The 16,225-nt window shown below is 72.5% G+C and carries 10 protein-coding genes and 1 pseudogene; 4 read left to right on the top strand and 7 right to left on the bottom strand.

Going from position 1 to position 16,225, the window contains the following annotated elements; all coding sequences use genetic code 11:
• Window positions 1–17: 17 nt before the first annotated feature.
• From ACZ51D_RS23170 to ACZ51D_RS23160, 3 genes are read right to left on the bottom strand one after another with little or no spacing between them, the layout of a single operon-like run.
• On the bottom strand, window positions 18–1,064 hold the full coding sequence (locus ACZ51D_RS23170; RefSeq protein ID WP_465663426.1) for an alpha-ketoacid dehydrogenase subunit beta: 1,047 nt from the start codon (window positions 1,062–1,064) through the stop codon (window positions 18–20).
• On the bottom strand, window positions 1,061–2,068 hold the full coding sequence (locus tag ACZ51D_RS23165) for a thiamine pyrophosphate-dependent dehydrogenase E1 component subunit alpha (RefSeq protein ID WP_465663425.1): 1,008 nt from the start codon (window positions 2,066–2,068) through the stop codon (window positions 1,061–1,063). Before ACZ51D_RS23165 ends, ACZ51D_RS23170 begins: the two co-directional genes overlap by 4 nt.
• A complete protein-coding gene (locus tag ACZ51D_RS23160) occupies window positions 2,065–3,234 on the bottom strand; it encodes an MFS transporter (protein ID WP_465663424.1) in 1,170 nt (389 codons plus the stop codon). Before ACZ51D_RS23160 ends, ACZ51D_RS23165 begins: the two co-directional genes overlap by 4 nt.
• Before the next feature lie 332 nt (window positions 3,235–3,566).
• On the opposite strand from ACZ51D_RS23160, the gene ACZ51D_RS23155 reads away from it, so the two are divergent.
• The 3 genes and pseudogenes from ACZ51D_RS23155 to ACZ51D_RS23145 all read left to right on the top strand — a co-directional run.
• Entirely contained in the window at window positions 3,567–4,841 is a 1,275-nt protein-coding gene (locus tag ACZ51D_RS23155) for an ATP-grasp domain-containing protein (RefSeq protein ID WP_465617969.1), read from the top strand.
• A gap of 117 nt (window positions 4,842–4,958) precedes the next feature.
• On the top strand, window positions 4,959–5,732 hold the full coding sequence (locus tag ACZ51D_RS23150; protein ID WP_465617967.1) for an SDR family oxidoreductase: 774 nt from the start codon (window positions 4,959–4,961) through the stop codon (window positions 5,730–5,732).
• An 88-nt stretch (window positions 5,733–5,820) separates the two neighbouring features.
• Window positions 5,821–6,588: pseudogene (locus ACZ51D_RS23145) on the top strand (AraC family transcriptional regulator); the annotation flags it as partial.
• A 50-nt stretch (window positions 6,589–6,638) separates the two neighbouring features.
• Here the strand turns inward: ACZ51D_RS23145 and ACZ51D_RS23140 are convergent.
• The 3 genes from ACZ51D_RS23140 to ACZ51D_RS23130 are packed head-to-tail and all read right to left on the bottom strand — an operon-like array spanning window position 6,639 to window position 12,128.
• On the bottom strand, window positions 6,639–8,096 hold the full coding sequence (locus ACZ51D_RS23140; RefSeq protein ID WP_465617966.1) for an MFS transporter: 1,458 nt from the start codon (window positions 8,094–8,096) through the stop codon (window positions 6,639–6,641).
• A complete protein-coding gene (locus ACZ51D_RS23135) occupies window positions 8,093–8,926 on the bottom strand; it encodes a thioesterase domain-containing protein (protein ID WP_465617964.1) in 834 nt (277 codons plus the stop codon). Before ACZ51D_RS23135 ends, ACZ51D_RS23140 begins: the two co-directional genes overlap by 4 nt.
• Window positions 8,916–12,128: a non-ribosomal peptide synthetase gene (locus tag ACZ51D_RS23130; RefSeq protein WP_465617962.1), complete on the bottom strand. Its 3,213-nt coding sequence runs from the start codon at window positions 12,126–12,128 to the stop codon at window positions 8,916–8,918. The genes ACZ51D_RS23135 and ACZ51D_RS23130 overlap by 11 nt, the downstream gene beginning before the upstream one ends.
• Window positions 12,129–12,340: 212 nt before the next feature.
• Here ACZ51D_RS23130 and ACZ51D_RS23125 point away from each other — a divergent pair, with 212 nt between their 5' ends.
• Complete coding sequence (locus ACZ51D_RS23125) at window positions 12,341–13,915, top strand: hypothetical protein (protein WP_465617960.1); 1,575 nt, start codon at window positions 12,341–12,343, stop codon at window positions 13,913–13,915.
• A 125-nt stretch (window positions 13,916–14,040) separates the two neighbouring features.
• On the opposite strand, the gene ACZ51D_RS23120 is transcribed toward ACZ51D_RS23125, so the two are convergent.
• Window positions 14,041–15,489: a PqqD family protein gene (locus ACZ51D_RS23120; protein WP_360493842.1), complete on the bottom strand. Its 1,449-nt coding sequence runs from the start codon at window positions 15,487–15,489 to the stop codon at window positions 14,041–14,043.
• Window positions 15,490–16,225 lie beyond the last annotated feature (736 nt).

The following is a 16,225-nucleotide window of genomic DNA, read 5'->3' as shown; positions in this document are numbered from 1 at the left end:
TCGTGGGTTTCGTCGGCTCAGCCTGTCCGCTTGACGAGGTCCTCCACCGCGCGCACGATCGCCGCGGAGTCCGGCAGGACACTCGGCTCCAGCGCCGGGCTAGCCGGGTAGGGCACGCCGAGCGACCCCAACCGCACCACGGGGGCGCGCAGTTCCTCGAAGGCGTGCTCGGTCACCGCCGCGGCGATCTCCGCCGAAGGCCCGTACCGGACCCAGGCCTCGGCCGCGACCACCACCCGTCCGGTCCGGCGCGCGGAGGCCGCCAGCGTGGCCACGTCCAGCGGTCGCAGCGAGCGCACGTCCACCACCTCGCAGTCCAGGCCCTGTTCGGCCAGCCGGCCCGCCGCCACGAGGGCCTCGGGCACCATCCGGGACAGCGCGAGCACCGTGACGTCGCTTCCGGGGCGCACCACCTCGGCGGTACCCAGCGGCACCAGGTGCGACCCGGTCGGGACCTCGCCCTCGGTCGCGTAGAGCAGCTTGTGCTCGACCAGGATCACCGACTCGTCCGAGCGCAGCGCCGCGGTGAGCAGGCCCTTGGCGTCGGCCGGGCTCGCGGGCAGCACGGTGTGGAGCCCGGGCAGATGGGCGGTCCACGCCTCCAGCGACTTCGAGTGCTGCGGGCCGGCGTTGATCCCGGCGCCGCCCTGGGTGCGCACCACGACCGGCATGCGCACCTGGTCGTTGTAGGCGAACGGGAGGGCGGCCACGCCGTTGGCGATGCTGTCCAGCGCCAGGCACAGGAAGTCGGTGTACATGATCTCGACCACCGGCCGCAGTCCGCTCATCGCCATGCCCATCGCGGCGCCGACGATGCCGTTCTCGGAGATCGGGGTGTCCAGGACCCGGTCGGCGCCGAACTCCTCCAGCAGTCCCCGGGTCACGGAGAAGATGCCCCCGTAGTGGGCGACGTCCTCGCCCAGCACGACCACCCGGTCGTCGGCGGCCATCTCCCGGCGCAGCGCGTCGTTCAACGCCCCCGCGTACGTCATCCTGGTCGTGGCCGGCGACGTGGTCGTGGCCGGCGAACCGGCCGTGGTCGCGCTCGTGGTCGTACCGGTCACCGCAGTGCTCCTTGGTCCCACCTGGACGCGTACGCGAAGAGCTGGTCGGGGTCGGGCCACGGGCTCGCCCTGGCGAACGCCACCGCCTCGGCGATCTCCGCCACCGCCGCCCGGTCCACCTCGGCCAGTCGCTCGGACGGGACGCCGCGCTCCCGCAGCCGGCCGGCCGCCAGCTCCAGGGGGTCGGTGGCCCCGGTCCCCTCGTCCGGGTCGCGGTAGCCGCCGCGGTCGGAGCTGGAGAAGCCGGACCTGCGGAAGGTGACGGCCTCCACCAGCGCCGGTCCCCGTCCCTGCCGGGCCGCCTCGACGGCGTCCGCGACCACCCGGTGCACCGCCTCCACGTCGTTGCCGTCCACCGCGTACCCGGGGATGCCGTAGCCGGCCGCCCGCCGGTACAGCTCGGTCTGGCGCGAGTGCCGGTCGAGGCGGACGCTCAGGCCGTAGCCGTTGTTCTCGACCAGCACGACGACCGGTAGCCGCCACAGCGCCGCCATGTTCAACGCCTCGTTGAACGCACCGGAGTTGACCGCGCCGTCGCCGGTCACGCAGAGCGTGACGGCGCCCCGGCCGGCCCGCTTCTGGGCCAGGCCGTGGCCGACCGCCAGGAGCAGCGAGTGCCCGACGATGCCGGAGGGGCCGAGCAGTCCGTGCTCGGCGTCGGCGATCAGCATGTGCCCGGCCCGGCCGCCGCACTGGCCGTCGGCCCGGCCCATCATCTCCGCGAAGGTGCGGCCCAGCGGCAGGCCGAGACCGACGTACTGGGCGTGCGGGCGGTGCGTGGCGGTGGTCAGGTCGCCCGGCCGCAGCGCGGCGGTGGCGCCGATGCCGGCCGCCTCCTGGCCGATGCCCAGGTGCATCGGCCCGGTGACGAGCCGCTCGGCCACCAGCTCGGCGAGCACTTCGTCCATCCGGCGGAGCACCCGCATCCGCCGGTAGAGCTCCAGCAGGTCGTCGTCGGGCGGGGGGTGCGGGAGCGTTCCGCACGCCTGCCGAGGTTGCGTCACAGTGCGTTCTCCAGAACGTGGATGGGGGCGGCGGGCGCGGTCCGACGGCGGAACGGCCCGACCAGGGCGAGTCCGCCGGCCGCGCCGGCCAGCGCGAGCAGCGCGCAGGACCACCACAGCGCCCACGGCGCGACCGAACCGTAGAGATAGGCGCCGGCCGGCGGGCCGAGCAGCTGGGCGGCCACGTCGGACCAGCCGAAGGCCGCCTGGTAGCGGCCCTGGGCGTGCGTGGGGGCCAGGTCCGCGATGATCGAGCCGACGAAGCCGGCCGCCCCGATCTCGCCGATGGTCCAGACCACGACGGTGGCCAGGTACCCGGCCGCGGTGTGCACCAGACCGGTGGCCGCGATGCCCAGTCCGAAGACGGCCCAGGACACCGCGAGCACCGCGATCCGGTCGAACCGTTCCAACCAGCCGGCCAGCGGCGGTTGGAGCACGCCGATCAGGACGCCGCTGACCAGGAAGACCGCGCCGTAGACGGCGGAGGACTCGCCGCTGTCCTTGATCGCGAGCGGCAGCCCGACGGTGACCTGCGCGTTGATCAGGCCGCTGACGACGTTGAGCGCGATCAGTGCGAGCAGCAGCCGGTCCCGGAACAGCCCGACGGGGTGCTTCCGGGCGACGGCACGCGGCAGGGCCGCCGCCGGCCCCTTCGGCAGCAACAGGGCCACCAGCACCGCGAAAGCGGCGGAGGAGGCGGCCTGGGCGAGGAACAACAGCCCGTAGCCGTACCGGGCCAGCAGGCCCGCCAGCAGCCCGGCGAGACCCACCCCCAGGTTGACCGCCCAGTAGATCAGTCCGTAGGCACGCGGCTGGGACTGCGCGGGCACCAGGACCGCCACCAGCGCGGCCGCGGCCGGACGGTAGACGTCGGCCACCACCCCGACCAGGACGGCGGCCGCGAGAAGCGCCGGCAGGCCGTGCGCGAGGCCGAGGCCGACGATGCTCGCCGAACTGGCCGCGAGCCCGCAGACCACGGCCACCCGGGGGCCGAACCGGTCGGCCAGCACGCCGCCGAGCGGCTGCGAGACCAGGCCGCCCAGCCCGACGGCCGCCAGCACCGTCCCGGCGTCCGACGCGGACAGGCCCTGATCGCCCAGATAGAGCACCAGGAACGGGACCGCCATACTGCCGATCCGGTTCACGAGCTGGCCGGCGAACACCACCCAGAATCCCCGTGGCAGCCCACGGAAGTGACGTAAAACGAAAGTCCTTGCCTGGGTGATGATTTCGATACCCCCGATCCCCCGACCGGACACCGCAACGGATGGCCCGGAAACTCGGCGAGAATGCCGTATTGCCCCGCGAGAGCATCGGCAGGGCTGTTCCGGACGTGCGGTCCCTTCGTCCTCACCGTACAAGCCGACCACGTGCTTTTGAAGGGACATCTCAACACCCGAGATGGCCATCCGCCCTCGTTGACCGAATGTTGACAGGTCGTCACTCCTGTGCTTGCATCCCCAAGGCGAATCGCCAGCTGCCAGAGAGGCTCGGTCAATTGACTACCCGGCGTGTGATTCTCGTCGACACCTACGCCCTGTCCCGCCGTCTCGCGACCGCCTTCCTCGAGCGCGGAATAGAACCGGTCAGGGTACAGAGCACTGTCGAAGTCCCCCGGCTCTACGCCGGGAAGCCGGATTCGAATCCGTATCTCGCCGACTTCGTGCACACCGGGGACGTCGAGGCGACCGCGGCACGGCTGGCGCCCTTCGAACCGCTGGCCGTGCTGCCCGGCGGCGAGCTGGGGGTGGAACTCGCCGACGCGCTGAGCGAGCGGCTCGCCCGCGACCGCCCGATCCCGACGAACGGGACGGCGCTCAGCCCGGCCCGCCGCGACAAGTACGCCATGGTCGAGCGGATCAAGGCCTGCGGGCTGCGCGGAGCGGAGCAGATCCTGGTCCGCTCCGAGGAGCAACTGCGCTCCTGGCACGAGCGGTCGGGCGGGCGGGCGATCCTCAAGCCGCTGCGCAGCGCCGCCAACGACGGCGTGTTCTGGTGCGACACCCCCGAGGAGTCGGTGCGGGCCTACCGCACCCTCGCCGGCCGCGAGAACATCTTCTCCGAGCCCGGCGACGGCGTGGTCGCCCAGGAGTACCTGGTCGGCGCCGAGTACCTGCTGAACACGGTCAGCCGGGACGGCCACCACCATGTCTGCGACATCTGGAAGACGCACCGGATCAGCGCCAACGGCAAGCGCGACCTGGCGGTCGCCTGCCAGCTGCTGCCCCGCCGGGGCGAGGTGCAGGAGCCGGTGGTCGACTACGGCCTGCGGGTCCTGGACGCCCTGGGCATCGCGAACGGCCCGGCCCACGTGGAGATCAAGCTGACCCCGCAGGGCCCGTGCGTGATCGAGGTCGGCGCCCGGATCGCGGGACTCGACCTGCCCGGCCGCACCCACCTCGCCACCGGCGAGTCCCAGATCAGCTGGACGGTCGACGCGTTCGCCGAACCCGACCGCTTCCTGGCGCGCCACCAGGAGGACTACCGGCTGAGCCGGTCCGTCGCCTGGGCCGGCCTGGTGTCACCGGTGCGGGGCGTCCTGCGCGGCTACCGGGGGCTGGACGACATCAGGGCCCTGGAGAGCTTCCGCGAACTGCACCTGGCGGTCCACCCCGGCGACCCGATCAGCCCCACCGTGGACGACTCCACCTACCCGCTGGCGGTCTCACTCGCCCACGAGGTGGACGAGGTGCTCCTGCGCGACCTCGGCACGCTGCGCTGGCTGGACGGACCGGGCCTCTACGACGTGGCCGAGGGCCAGGCGCATTCCTGACCCTGCGGGATTCCTGCCTCTTCGGGATTCCCGCCTGTCAAAACTCTGCGAACTCCGCGAACTCCGCGCACTCTTCGAACTCCGTGACACACCGCTAGCAGATGGTTGGAATCACCCATGGATCTGGGAATTTCGGGGCGCACCGCGCTCGTGTGCTCGTCCACCGGCGGCCTGGGGGAGGCGATCGCCCGGGCGCTGGCCGCGGAGGGCGCCCGGACGGTGGTCTGCGGACGGCGCGGGGAGCGCGCCCGGCAGATCGCCGCCGAGTTGCCCGACGCCGTCGGAGTCGAGGCGGACCTCCTGGCCGAGGACGGCCCGGCCCGGCTGATGGCGGCGACGATCGCGGCTTTCGGCCCGCCCGACCTGCTCGTCCTCAACGGGCCCGGGCCCAAACCCGGTCCGGCGAGCGGCCTCGACCCGGCCGAGGTGGACGCCGCGCTGGACGTCACGCTGCGCCCGCAGTTGGCCCTGGTCACGCTGGCGCTGCCGGCCATGCGGGAACGCGGCTGGGGCCGCATCCTGGCGGTCGGATCCAGCGGGATCGCCGCTCCGATCCCCAACCTGGCGCTCTCCAACCTGGGTCGCGCGGCGCTGGCCGGCTACCTCAAGACCCTGGCCGCCGAGGTCGCCGCGGACGGGGTGACGGTGAACCTCCTGCTGCCCGGCCGGATCGAGACCGAGCGCACCGCGGCGATCGACGCCGCCAACGCCGAGCGCGCCGGCCGCAGCCTGGCGGACGTGCGGCGGTCCTCGGTCGAGGCCATTCCGGCAGGTCGCTACGGGCGGCCCGAGGAGTTCGGCGCGACCGCCGCCTTCCTGTGCAGCGCGCAGGCCTCCTACGTCACCGGCACCGCGATGCGTTGTGACGGCGGCTACGTGCGCGGCCTGTGACGGGAAACACGGATTACCCGGGCTTCCCGCCCATCACGCAGCGTCAAATTCCATCACGCGGGAAACCGCATTCCTGATAAGATCGATCATGCTCACGACGAGTAAAGCTCTCCGTAAATCATCGCGCAAACCTGCGAGTAAACCGGAGATCGCCGCCTGGCGGCCTTCCGTAGGCGGCATCCGAGAAGTCTTCCACGCGCGCATAACGAACCACGTCTACCCCATGCACACGCACGACGCATGGACACTCCTCATCGTCGACGACGGAATCGTCCGTTTCGACGTGGACCGTCATGAATACGGCGCCCTGGATCACCTCGTCACGATCCTCCCGCCGCAGGTCGCGCACAACGGCGATTCGGTCTCCCCGGACGGATTCCGGAAACGGGTGCTCTATCTGGACCCGACCCTGCTGAGCCATGAACTCATCGGGGCGGCCGCGGACCAGCCCGTCATCTCGGACCCGGTGCTGCGGCAACGGATCCACCTGCTGCACACCGCCCTGAACGGGACCGACGACCCGCTGGAGGCCGAGAGCCGACTGGGCTTCATCGTCGAACGCCTGCACGGACACCTCGCGGGAACGCTGCGTGATGCCCGTCCGCCGGCCGCCCCGGGCGTCGCCGGGCGGCTGCGCGACCTGCTCGACGCCCGGCTGGTCGAAGGCCTCACCCTGGCGGAGGCCTCCGACCTGCTGCAGTCCCACCCCACCCAGCTGGTCCGCGCCTTCACCAAGGAGTTCGGCGTGGCCCCGCATCAGTACCTGACGGGCCGAAGGGTGGACACGGCACGCGGCCTGCTGCTGGAGGGCATGACGCCGGGACTCGTCGCGGCGACCACCGGCTTCTACGACCAGTCGCACTTCACCCGCCACTTCAAGAACACCATCGGTACCAGCCCCGGCCGCTACGCCCGGTCCGCCACCGCCGGCTCGGCCAAGGCCTCGGTCGCCGGCTCGGTCGCACGCTCCGACTCGGTCGCACGCACGGTTTCGGCCGCACGCTCGGTCTCGGTCGCACGCTCGGTCTCGGCCGCCGGCTCGGCAGCGGGCATCTCCCGCAAGCGGGTGAGCGGGGACAGCAGGACCCCGCCGACCACGAAGACCGCCGATCCGAGCGTCGAGACCCACAGGGTCTGATGCACGCCGATCCGGTCGGCGAGCAGTCCCGAGAGCAGGCCGCCGAGCGCACCGAGCCCGAACATCACGGCCCGTACCGCCGCGTTCATCCGCCCGAGCAGCTCGGGCGGCGTGACGTTCTGCCGCACGCTGATGATCAGGATGTTGACGGTCGTCAGCCCCAGCGGCCCGAGGAACCAGGCGATCGTGAACAGTCCGCCCACCAGGAAGTCCGGGCCGGCGGCGGCCGGCACGAGCAGCATCGGCACGAACGCCACCGTCAGCGCGCAGGCGTAGAGACGCCCGAGGGACAGCCGCTGGGTCAGCCGGCGGCACATGATGCCGCCGACGATCCCACCGCAGGCACCGACCGAGAAGATCAGTCCCAGCACCGAGGCCGACAGCCCCCGGTCGCGGGCCGCGTACAGGAGGAACATCGGCTGCGTCGCCGAGAGGAAGAAGTTCGCCAGGCCGCCGACCAGCGCGATCCACCGCACCAGGCGGTTGCCCGCGACGAACCTCAGTCCCTGGGCCAGTTCCGTGCGGATCCGCCGCCCGGGCACGACCTGGGGCGGGGTCTCCTTGGCGCGGATCAGGAGCAGCGAGACCACCGAGCCGAGGAAGGTCACGGCGTTCGCGGCCATCGCGACCGGAGCCGTCAGCAGGCTCACCAGCGATCCCGCCAGTCCGGGCCCGGCCGCCTCGGCGGTCGCGGACGTGGTCGCCAGCTTGGAGTTGGCGTCGACCAGGTACTTCGGGTCGCGGATCAGCGTGGGGACGAACGACATCCAGCTGATGTCGAAGAGCACCGCGCCGATCCCCACACCGAAGGTGATCGCCAGCAGCAGCGGCATGTCCAACCGGTCGAGCCAGGCCAGCACCGGCACCATGCCGATCAGCACCAGCCGGAGCAGGTTCGCCCCGATCATCGTCGTGCGCCGGCGGTGGCGGTCCACCCAGACCCCGAACAGCGGCCCGAACACCAGGTACGGGACCATCTGCAGGAAGCGCAGCAGACCGAGTTCGTCGGGCTGCGCGTCCAGGGTGATCACCGCGGTCAACGGCAGTGCCAGCACGGTGATCTGCGTGCCGAACAGGGAGAGGGTCTCCCCCGACCAGAAGGTGAGGAAGTCCCGGTTGCGCCACAGGCTCGGGCGGCCCTGCACCCCGGCCCCGTCGGCGACGGTGCTGTCCTTGTCCGCGACGGCGGTTTCCCCTTCACGGACAGTGGTGTCCTGCGTGGTCATGCCGGTACTCCTTCCGGTCGCGCGGCGGACACCTCGTGCAGGGTTTCCCACACCGCTTCGCCCAGCGCCTTCAGTCCGGCTCCCTGCCACAGCGAGAAGTGGTCGCCGGGCACGGTGACGGTGCGCACGTCCTGCGCCGCGTCGCTCCACCGCAGCGGACCGCGCGGCGAGTCCTCGGCCTCGACGACCAGCACCGGTCCGGGGTAGCCGGGCTCGGGGCGGTAGCCGTGGAGGGCCTCGACGTTGCGCCGGAACACCTCGAACCGGTGGTCCAGGGTCTCGGCGTCCAGCTCCTCGGCGATCAGGCCCGCCCGGTGCAGCAGACGCCAGGCGTCCCCGGTCGGCGCGTCCGACGGCCACTCCCCCAGCACGTCGGCGACCTGCTGCTCGGCCCGTCCGTTCCCGGCCTCGGTCAGCAGGTTGACGGCGAACCCGGACAGGACCGCCTGCCGCGGCGGGACCGGTTCGGCGTGGTGCATCAGGGCGTCGACCAGCACCACGAGCGGCACCCGCCGCCCCCGCGCCAGCAGCCGGTGGGCCATGGCGAACGCGACCGAGCCGCCCATCGACCAGCCGAGCAGGCACAACTCCGGCCCCACGCAGTCCTCTTCGACCGTGCGGGCGTAGTCCTCGGCGAGCTCGCGCAGGTCGGTGGGCGGCAGGCCGTCGCCGTCGTACCCGGGCGCCTCGATGCCGACCACCGGCCGGCCTCCGAGGAGGCCGGCCAGCGGCAGGTAGGTGTAGGCGGAGCCGGAGGCGGAGTGCACGCAGTACAGCGGCGCCAGCCCGGTGTCGTCCCCGCCGAACGGCAGGAGCAGGTCAGCCGACACGGCCGGGCTCCGCGGTGACGCCCGCCGGGGCGGCCTTGAGGGCCGCCGGCTTCGCCGCCACCAGCCGGTCGACCTCCGCGGCGATCGAGCGCGTGGTGGCGTCGGCGAACATCGTCCGCAGCCGGATCTTGACGCCGAACTCCTTGCCGAGGCGGCTGACGACCCGCATCGCCTGCAGGGAGTTGCCGCCGGCCGCGAAGAACGCGACCGCCGCGCTGACCCGCTCGACCTCCAGTACCTCGGCGTAGATCCGCGCGACCGCCTGCTCCGTCGGCCCCTGCGGGGCGACGTAGTCCTCCTCGGGGTCGGCCTCGACCGGGTCCGGCAGGGCCTTGCGGTCGACCTTCCGGGCCGTGGTCAGCGGCAGCCGGTCCAGGACCACCCAGGCGGTCGGGACCATGTACTCGGGCAGCCGCTCGGCCAGGTGGGCCCGCAGGTCGGCCGGGTCGGGAAGGCGGTCGGCGGCCGGCGAGGCGTAGCCGACCAGGCGGTTCTCACCGCGCCGGTCCGGCCGCAGCACCACCGCGCCGACCCCCACGTCCGGGTGCGACATCAGCGCGGACTCGATCTCCTCCAGCTCGATGCGCAGGCCGCGCAGCTTCACCTGGCCGTCGCCGCGGCCGAGGAACTCCAGCTGGTAGTCCCGGTTCCAGCGGACGAGGTCGCCGCTTCGGTAGACCCGGCCGCCGGGGTGGAACGGATCCTCGGTGAACGCCGCCGCCGTCAGGTCCGGGCGGTTGAGGTAGCCGCGGGCGAGGCCTTCCGGACCGCCGATCAGCAGCTCACCGGCGACACCGCGCGGGACGAGCTGGCCGGCCTTGTCGACCACGTACATCCGGCGGTCGGTGAAGGGGGCGCCGATCGGCGGGGCGCTGCGGGCCGGCTCGTGCGGGCACTCGTAGGAGGTGCAGCCGACGGCGGCCTCGGTGGGGCCGTAGCAGTTGATCATCCGGCGCCCCGGCAGGTTCCACTTGGCGACCATCTCGGCCGGAACGGCCTCGCCGCCCGCCATGATCTTCCGAAGGTGCGGGTAGGACCCGCCCTCGACGAGCGCGAGCATCGCCGGCGACATGCAGATGTAGGTGACCTCCTGCGCCCGCATGAGCGCCGCGAGCGCGTCGGGCGAGGTGCCGGCCTCCTTGTCGACCAGGACCAGGGCCGCTCCGGCGGTGAGGCCGGCGAAGATCTCGCCCTGCGACATGTCGAAGGCCAGGGCGGCCAGCTGGAGCATCCGGTCCTCCGACTGGAGGTCGAACACCCGGCGGTAGGAGGCGATGAACGACTGGAGCGCCCGGTGTTCGAGGAGCACGCCCTTGGGCCGGCCGGTCGAGCCGGAGGTGTAGATGACGTAGGCGAGCGAGTCGCGGCCGGCCTCCTCGGCCCAGCCGTCGGACTCGGCTCCCGCCTTGGCGATCGCCTCCCGCTCGCGGTCGACCTCGATGACCGACCAGTCCGCCGACGCGGGTATCCGCTCGCTCACCCGGCTCTGGGTCAGCACGATCGGCGCCGCGGTGTCCTGGAGGATGTACTCCAGCCGACCGGCCGGGTGCGAGGGGTCCAGGACCGCGTACGCCGCCCCGGACTTCAGCACGCCGAGCAGCGCGACGAGTGCGTCGAGGTCGCGCTCCATCGCCACCGCGACCACCTGCCCGTGCCGTACCCCCCGGTCGCGCAGGAAGGCGGCGAGTTCGAACGCCCGGCTCTCCAGCTGACGGTAGGTCAGACTGTCGCCCTCGTGGATCGCGGCGACGCGGTCCGGCTGCTCCAGCGCGCGCCGGGCGATCGCGGCGTGCACCGGCTCGTCCGCGTGCGAGAGCAGCTCGCCGACCCCGGCCGCGAGGAGCTCCTGGACCTCCGTGCCGTCGAGCAGCGCCAGCTGCGACACCGGCCGGGCGGGCTCCGCGCAGGCCGCCCGCAGCACCTGGGCCAGGTGCCGGACGAGCGCCTCGACCCGCCAGCCGTCGAAGAGGTCGGCGGCGTACTCGACGAGGACGTGGAGCCGGTCGGCCGACTCGACGAAGGTCAGGGCCAGGTCGAAGCGGGCGCCGAGCGACGGGATCGCGACGGCCTCCGCGGTCAGCCCCGGCAGCTCGAACCCCATGCCCGAGGTCTGCTCGGTCAGGAACTGGGCGCAGACACCGAACAGCGGGTTGCGGCCCGCGTCGCGGTGCGGCCGGAGCCGGTCGACGACCCGTTCGAAGGGCACGTCCTGGTTGTCGTAGGCGTCCAGCAGGGTGTCGGAGAGCCGGTCCAGCAGGGTGGCGAACGCGGGATCGTCCTCGAGGCCGGCCCGCAGCACCACCATGTTGGTGAAGTACCCGACCACCTCCTCGAGGTCCGGATCGGTCCGGCCGAGCGCCGCGGTGCCGAGCGAGACGTCCTGGTTGCCGGTGTACCGGCCCAGGACCACGGTCAGCGCGGCGGTCAGGACCATGAACAGCGACGCGCCCTCGGCCTCGGCGAGCGCGCGGGCCGCCGCGAGCAGGTCCGGCGGCAGCTCGGCCCGCGTGGTGCCGGCGGTGTAGCTGGGTTCGGCCGGACGCGGGCGGTCGGCGGGCAGCTCCAGCGGGGTGACGCCGTCCAACTGCGTCTGCCAGTACTGGAGTTGCTCCTCCAGGCCGCCGTTCTCGAGGGCGGCGCGCTGCTCGGCGGCGAAGTCCGCGAAGCGGACGGGCGCCGGGCCGTCGGCCGGTCTGCCGGCCGGTACGTCGCCACGGAGCGCCGCGGCGTAGGCATCCGGGAGCTGCCGGAGCAGCAGGCTGGTCGACCAGCCGTCGGTGACGAGGTGGTGGAAGACGAGCGACAGCACGTGCTCGTCCGCCGAGAACCGGAACAGCTTGAAGCGGTACAGCGGGCCTTGCACCAGGTCGAAGGACCGGGAGGCGTGCTCGTGCAGCTCCTGCGCGAGCCGGGCCTCGCGGGCTTCGGGGCTCCCCTCGGCCAGGTCGCCGACCGGCAGGTCCACGTCCGACGGCGGGGTGAACACCATCCCCGGCGCCCCGTCCACCGCGGACACCGTTCCACGCAGCGACTCGTGCCGGCGCACGAGCTCGGTCAGGGCGGCGGCGAGCGCCGCGCCGTCCAGCGGTCCGCGGAGCCGATGGGCGACCGCGACGTTGTACGTCGCGAGCCCGGGAGTCAGCTGCTCCAGGAACCAGAGCTGCTCCTGCCCGACCGACAGCGACACGTGCCCCGACGCCATCGAACCCTGATCAACGACCACTGTGCTCGCTCCAAACCGATGAGAACCCGACAGCCCTGTCAGCCTGCCGGAACCCACCGTGCCGCTTCCCGGCCGCCACGTCTTGTACGTTCTTGACGTGCGCGGAAACCCGCTCCGAAGTTCCCCGACGGTTTGTCAAACGGCCTAGCATCCCTGCTTAAACTTGCGAACACCCCGGAACGGAGCGAACATTGACGACCAACGTCTTGACCATCGGCACGCCCGTCGACGATCTGCACGAGCGGCGGCTGAACGCGGTCGCCGCGGCCGGCGCCAGGCTCGGCGCACTGACCGGAGCCCCGGCGCCGGAGCCCTCCACCCCCGCCGTCGACCTGCTGCGCGCGCTGGCGGCCGCCGGCCGGATCGCGGTGAGCGCCGAGGACGAGGCGGCCGGACCGTGGACGTTGTCCTACGTGCCCTCGGCGGCCGCGCTGACCGCGGTGGCCACCGGCCGTGCGCCCTCCTGGGGGGCGCGGGTGGACACCAAGCAGCAGAAGGCGCTGCGCCGCAGCCGGGGCGCGGTGATCCGGCTGCCCTTCGCCGACCTCACGGGCGGCGAGGCGAGCGGCGACGCGGCCAACGAGGCGAACGGCGAGGCGAACGGCTCGGCGGGCGGCTCGGCGGGCGGTGATTCGCTGAGCACCTTCACCACCGACTGGTCGCCCTTCACCGCCGCCTGCGCGGTCGTGGTGCACCCTGACCACGAGGCACTGGCCGGCACCGAGGTGCGGCAACGCCCGTACTTCAGCGGCCGGTTCGTGCGCCACCCGCTTCACGGCGACGTGCTGCCCGTCTGGGTCGCCGACTGGGCCAAGCCCGAGTTCGGCACCGGCGCGGTGATCGTCAACCCGGCGCACTCGGTCGCCGACCTGGAGTTCGCGCGCGCCATCGGGCTGCCGGTCCGCTTCGGCCTCGGCGAGCAGGAGCCCGGCGCGGACCCGAAGACCTGGCTGACGCCGCCGGTCATCAAGACCGGTGTCGCGGTGCGGGCCGGCCGGCGGCACGACGGCCTGCCCCACGAGGAGGCCATGCAGGCGTACCTCGAGGACCTGCTGGCCTCCGGGCACGCCGAGACGGCCGAGTCCGTCTCGCTCGGCCGGACGCCGCTCGCGGTGCTGAGCGCCGACCCGGCCGGCGAGCTGCGCTGGGCGCCCGCGCTGCGGGCCCGCAGCCTCACCGAGGGGACGGACGGGGCCGCGGCCGTGTCCGTGTCGATCGACCCCGCGCCGCTGCTCGCCTCGGCGGCCGCGTACCCGGCGGGGCGGGCGACCCTGGTGGCCTCCTCGGAGGCGGTCACGGCGGACCTGCTGTGGCTGCGCCTGCTGACGCTGGACGTCGAGGTCGCGCACCCGCCGGTCGCGGTGCTGCCGGTGGCCCGGGTCGGCTCGGCCCAGAACGTCGATCCGGAGTGGCTGGACGCCTCGCTGCTGGTGGCGGGCCGCACGGACGAGACGGTGTCGGTCAAGGCCCAGCTCGGCGAGCAGATCGGACGCATCACCGGTGATCACGCGGCGGCGGCCGCCGCCGCCGGCGGGCCGGAGCCCGCGGCGTCCAAGACCGCCGCGAAGCTCTGCGAGGCGCTCTCCGCCGCCGACTTCCCGGCCGCCTTCGGCACGGCCGCCACCATCGCGAAGACGGTACGGCGCGGGGGCGAGGTCGGGGAGTCGGAGCGCACCGCGTTCCTCGCCGCCCTGCACGTGCTCTTCGGTCTGCCGCTGCCCGAGGGCTTCTCCGCAGGTGCGCTGGACGGCGCGCTGCGCGCGTGAGCCGGGCTGATCCGGACGTGATCCGGACCTGATTCGGACGCGAGGACGGGCGGGGCGCCGCAAGGCCACCCCGCCCGTCCACCGTCGCCACCGGCCGTCGCCACCGGCTGGTGCCATCGGCCTCGTTACCGGCCGGCGACCCGGTCCAGCACCTCGTCGCCCGCCGGGTTGCGCTTCACGCTGATCCGCTTCTGGTGCGGGTCGGTGAGCATGACCTGCGGGAGGACCCCCTTCTGCGCGGGCGCGTCCCCGAACGGCGACCAGAGCGGGCCGTCGTGCAGCGCCTGTAGGTCGGTCACGCTCAGTCCGCTGATCCGCTCGAGGCGGGCGGCGAGCGCGCGGTCCACGGAGCCGGCCAGCACCTCGCGGATCCGGTCCTCGGCCTCCAGCAGGTCGGGGTGCTCTCCGGCGAGGAACTCGTGCAGGTTGGCGGCCCGTCCCGCGAAGGGCGAGTACACCATGCAGACCAGCTGCGTGGTGTCGAGCCCGAAGGCGTCCTCGCCGTACCGGGTCGCGGACTCACGCATCGCCTCGACGCCGGCCTCGGTGGCGTAGCGCCGTTCCATCTCCTCGACGAGGTGGTCGGGGAAGTGCTTGCGGCGCATCAGTTCCAGGGCGAAGTCGGCGTACTGGTCGATGCCTTCGCGGTAGGAGCGCTGGTACACCCGCTCGGTCCGCAGTCCGCGCAGGTGGGCCATGAGCGCGGGGTTCACGCAGTCGGACTCGGTGAAGTTGAATGCGATGTCGTCGAAGACGAAGCCGAGGAAGTCCGTCAGGAGGCTCCAGTGCGCCCCTGAGGCGTAGCTCGTGTAGTCGTAGATGGAGTAGAACTGCAGCGCGGTGGGGATGGCCGACGTCACCCCGCGCGCCTCGACCCGCTCCGCGTTCTCCAGGCCGTGGATCTCCTGGAAGTAGGCCGTGGCCAGGCCGTTGAGCGTCTCCAGGGTGCCCTGGAAACCCTTCTTGCCGTCGGCGGGCTTCAGGCCGACGCTGCGCGCCAACTGCCGGATCCACAGGGCGTAGTCGCGCTGCTCGCGGGGGGAGTCGCCGGTGATGATCAGGTCCACGCCCTCGCCGTGGCCGGCGGCCACACCGAAGGAGTCCGCCACGTTCAGGTTGCACGCGTTGCAGAAGGTGGCCCGGCCGTCCCCGTAGGTGCGGTGCCCGGACATCAGCATGTCGACCCGGTTGAACTCGATCAGCCGGTGGGGCATGCTCCGGTCGCGGTGGAAGGGGCGGACCTGGCTGCCCTCGATGAGCAGCAGTTCGACGTCCGGATCGCCGTACAGGCCCAGCGCCTGGTACGTCCGGTCGATGTTCTGCATCACCTGGTAGGGCATTCCGCCGTGCCGCATGGTCGCCACCCGCAGCCGGAAGGTCTCCCCGTGCCGTTCGGCGACGGCCAGGTGGACGGCGCGCACGAAGGCCAGCGCGTAGGAGCTGTCCTTGCCGCCGCCGTAGGCAACCATCACGGTGTTGCGCCCGAGTTCGCCCGGTCGCGGCAGCGCTTCGAGCAGTGTCGTCGCGCACTCCTCGACCGCCGGCACGTCCCGCTCCGGGAGAGCCTTCCGCAAGTTGTCAAGAATAGCCGTGCTCATGACATCCCTCCCGGCTGCTTGGTCCTCGAGGACGCAGCCGACTCCAGTCGTCGAGGCCCCGATCGTCGGGGCCCGGTGTCGTGAACGAATGCGCCGGCCGACCGTCGATCACCCGGTGGCCGCGCAGGAAGAGGAGCCCGCTCCGGCGAACCGGGCGCGGGTGTATCTCAGATAATGGACAGAGTGGCTCGTTCGAACCCCTGGGGTCCCGAGCGGCGGAATCCAGCCTCGACCGGATGCGGGAGCAAGCGCTGAGCGACTCGTCCGGAGTCGGCGCGAGCTCTCGCCCGAAAAGCCAAACACACGTGTTCGCCCTGTGTCCAGCGAAGTCGATCAGTTCGCCCGCCTGCCCTTCGACGCCGGTCGGCCGATGGCTTCCAGCACCGATCGACCGCCGATCGACCGCCGCGGACCGCTCCGGACCGGGCCTGCCCGATCACCGACGTCTCGACATCCGAGACCGTTTCGGCTGTTCTGCCGGTTGGCTGATTCTTTCCCCTGCCGCCCCTGGGCGCGGCGGTCCCGACACCCGTCCGCAGCCGGTCCCGCTCCGCTGACCTGCAACAACCTGCCACCGGCCGGTCACTCCGAGGCCCGAAGAGACGCGACCATGCCGCCAGAACCGGACGGGCCGACTCCGACCTGACGATGCATGTCACATTCCCGACGCCCAACAAGCCGTTGATCTCCCTAAGGATGTGAGGCATAGTCA

It is taken from the genome of Kitasatospora sp. NPDC033851 (assembly GCF_055576085.1).
Note: the sequence above shows the minus strand (reverse complement) of the source record. Positions and strands in the feature narration are given on the sequence as shown.

Bases quoted from the DNA above. Each gene is read 5' to 3' on its own strand.
- ACZ51D_RS23150 (WP_465617967.1), top strand. From the start codon at position 4,959: ATGGATCTGGGAATTTCGGGGCGCACCGCGCTCGTGTGCTCGTCCACC.
- ACZ51D_RS23130 (WP_465617962.1), bottom strand. From the start codon at position 12,128: ATGGCGTCGGGGCACGTGTCGCTGTCGGTCGGGCAGGAGCAGCTCTGG.
- ACZ51D_RS23140 (WP_465617966.1), bottom strand. From the start codon at position 8,096: ATGACCACGCAGGACACCACTGTCCGTGAAGGGGAAACCGCCGTCGCG.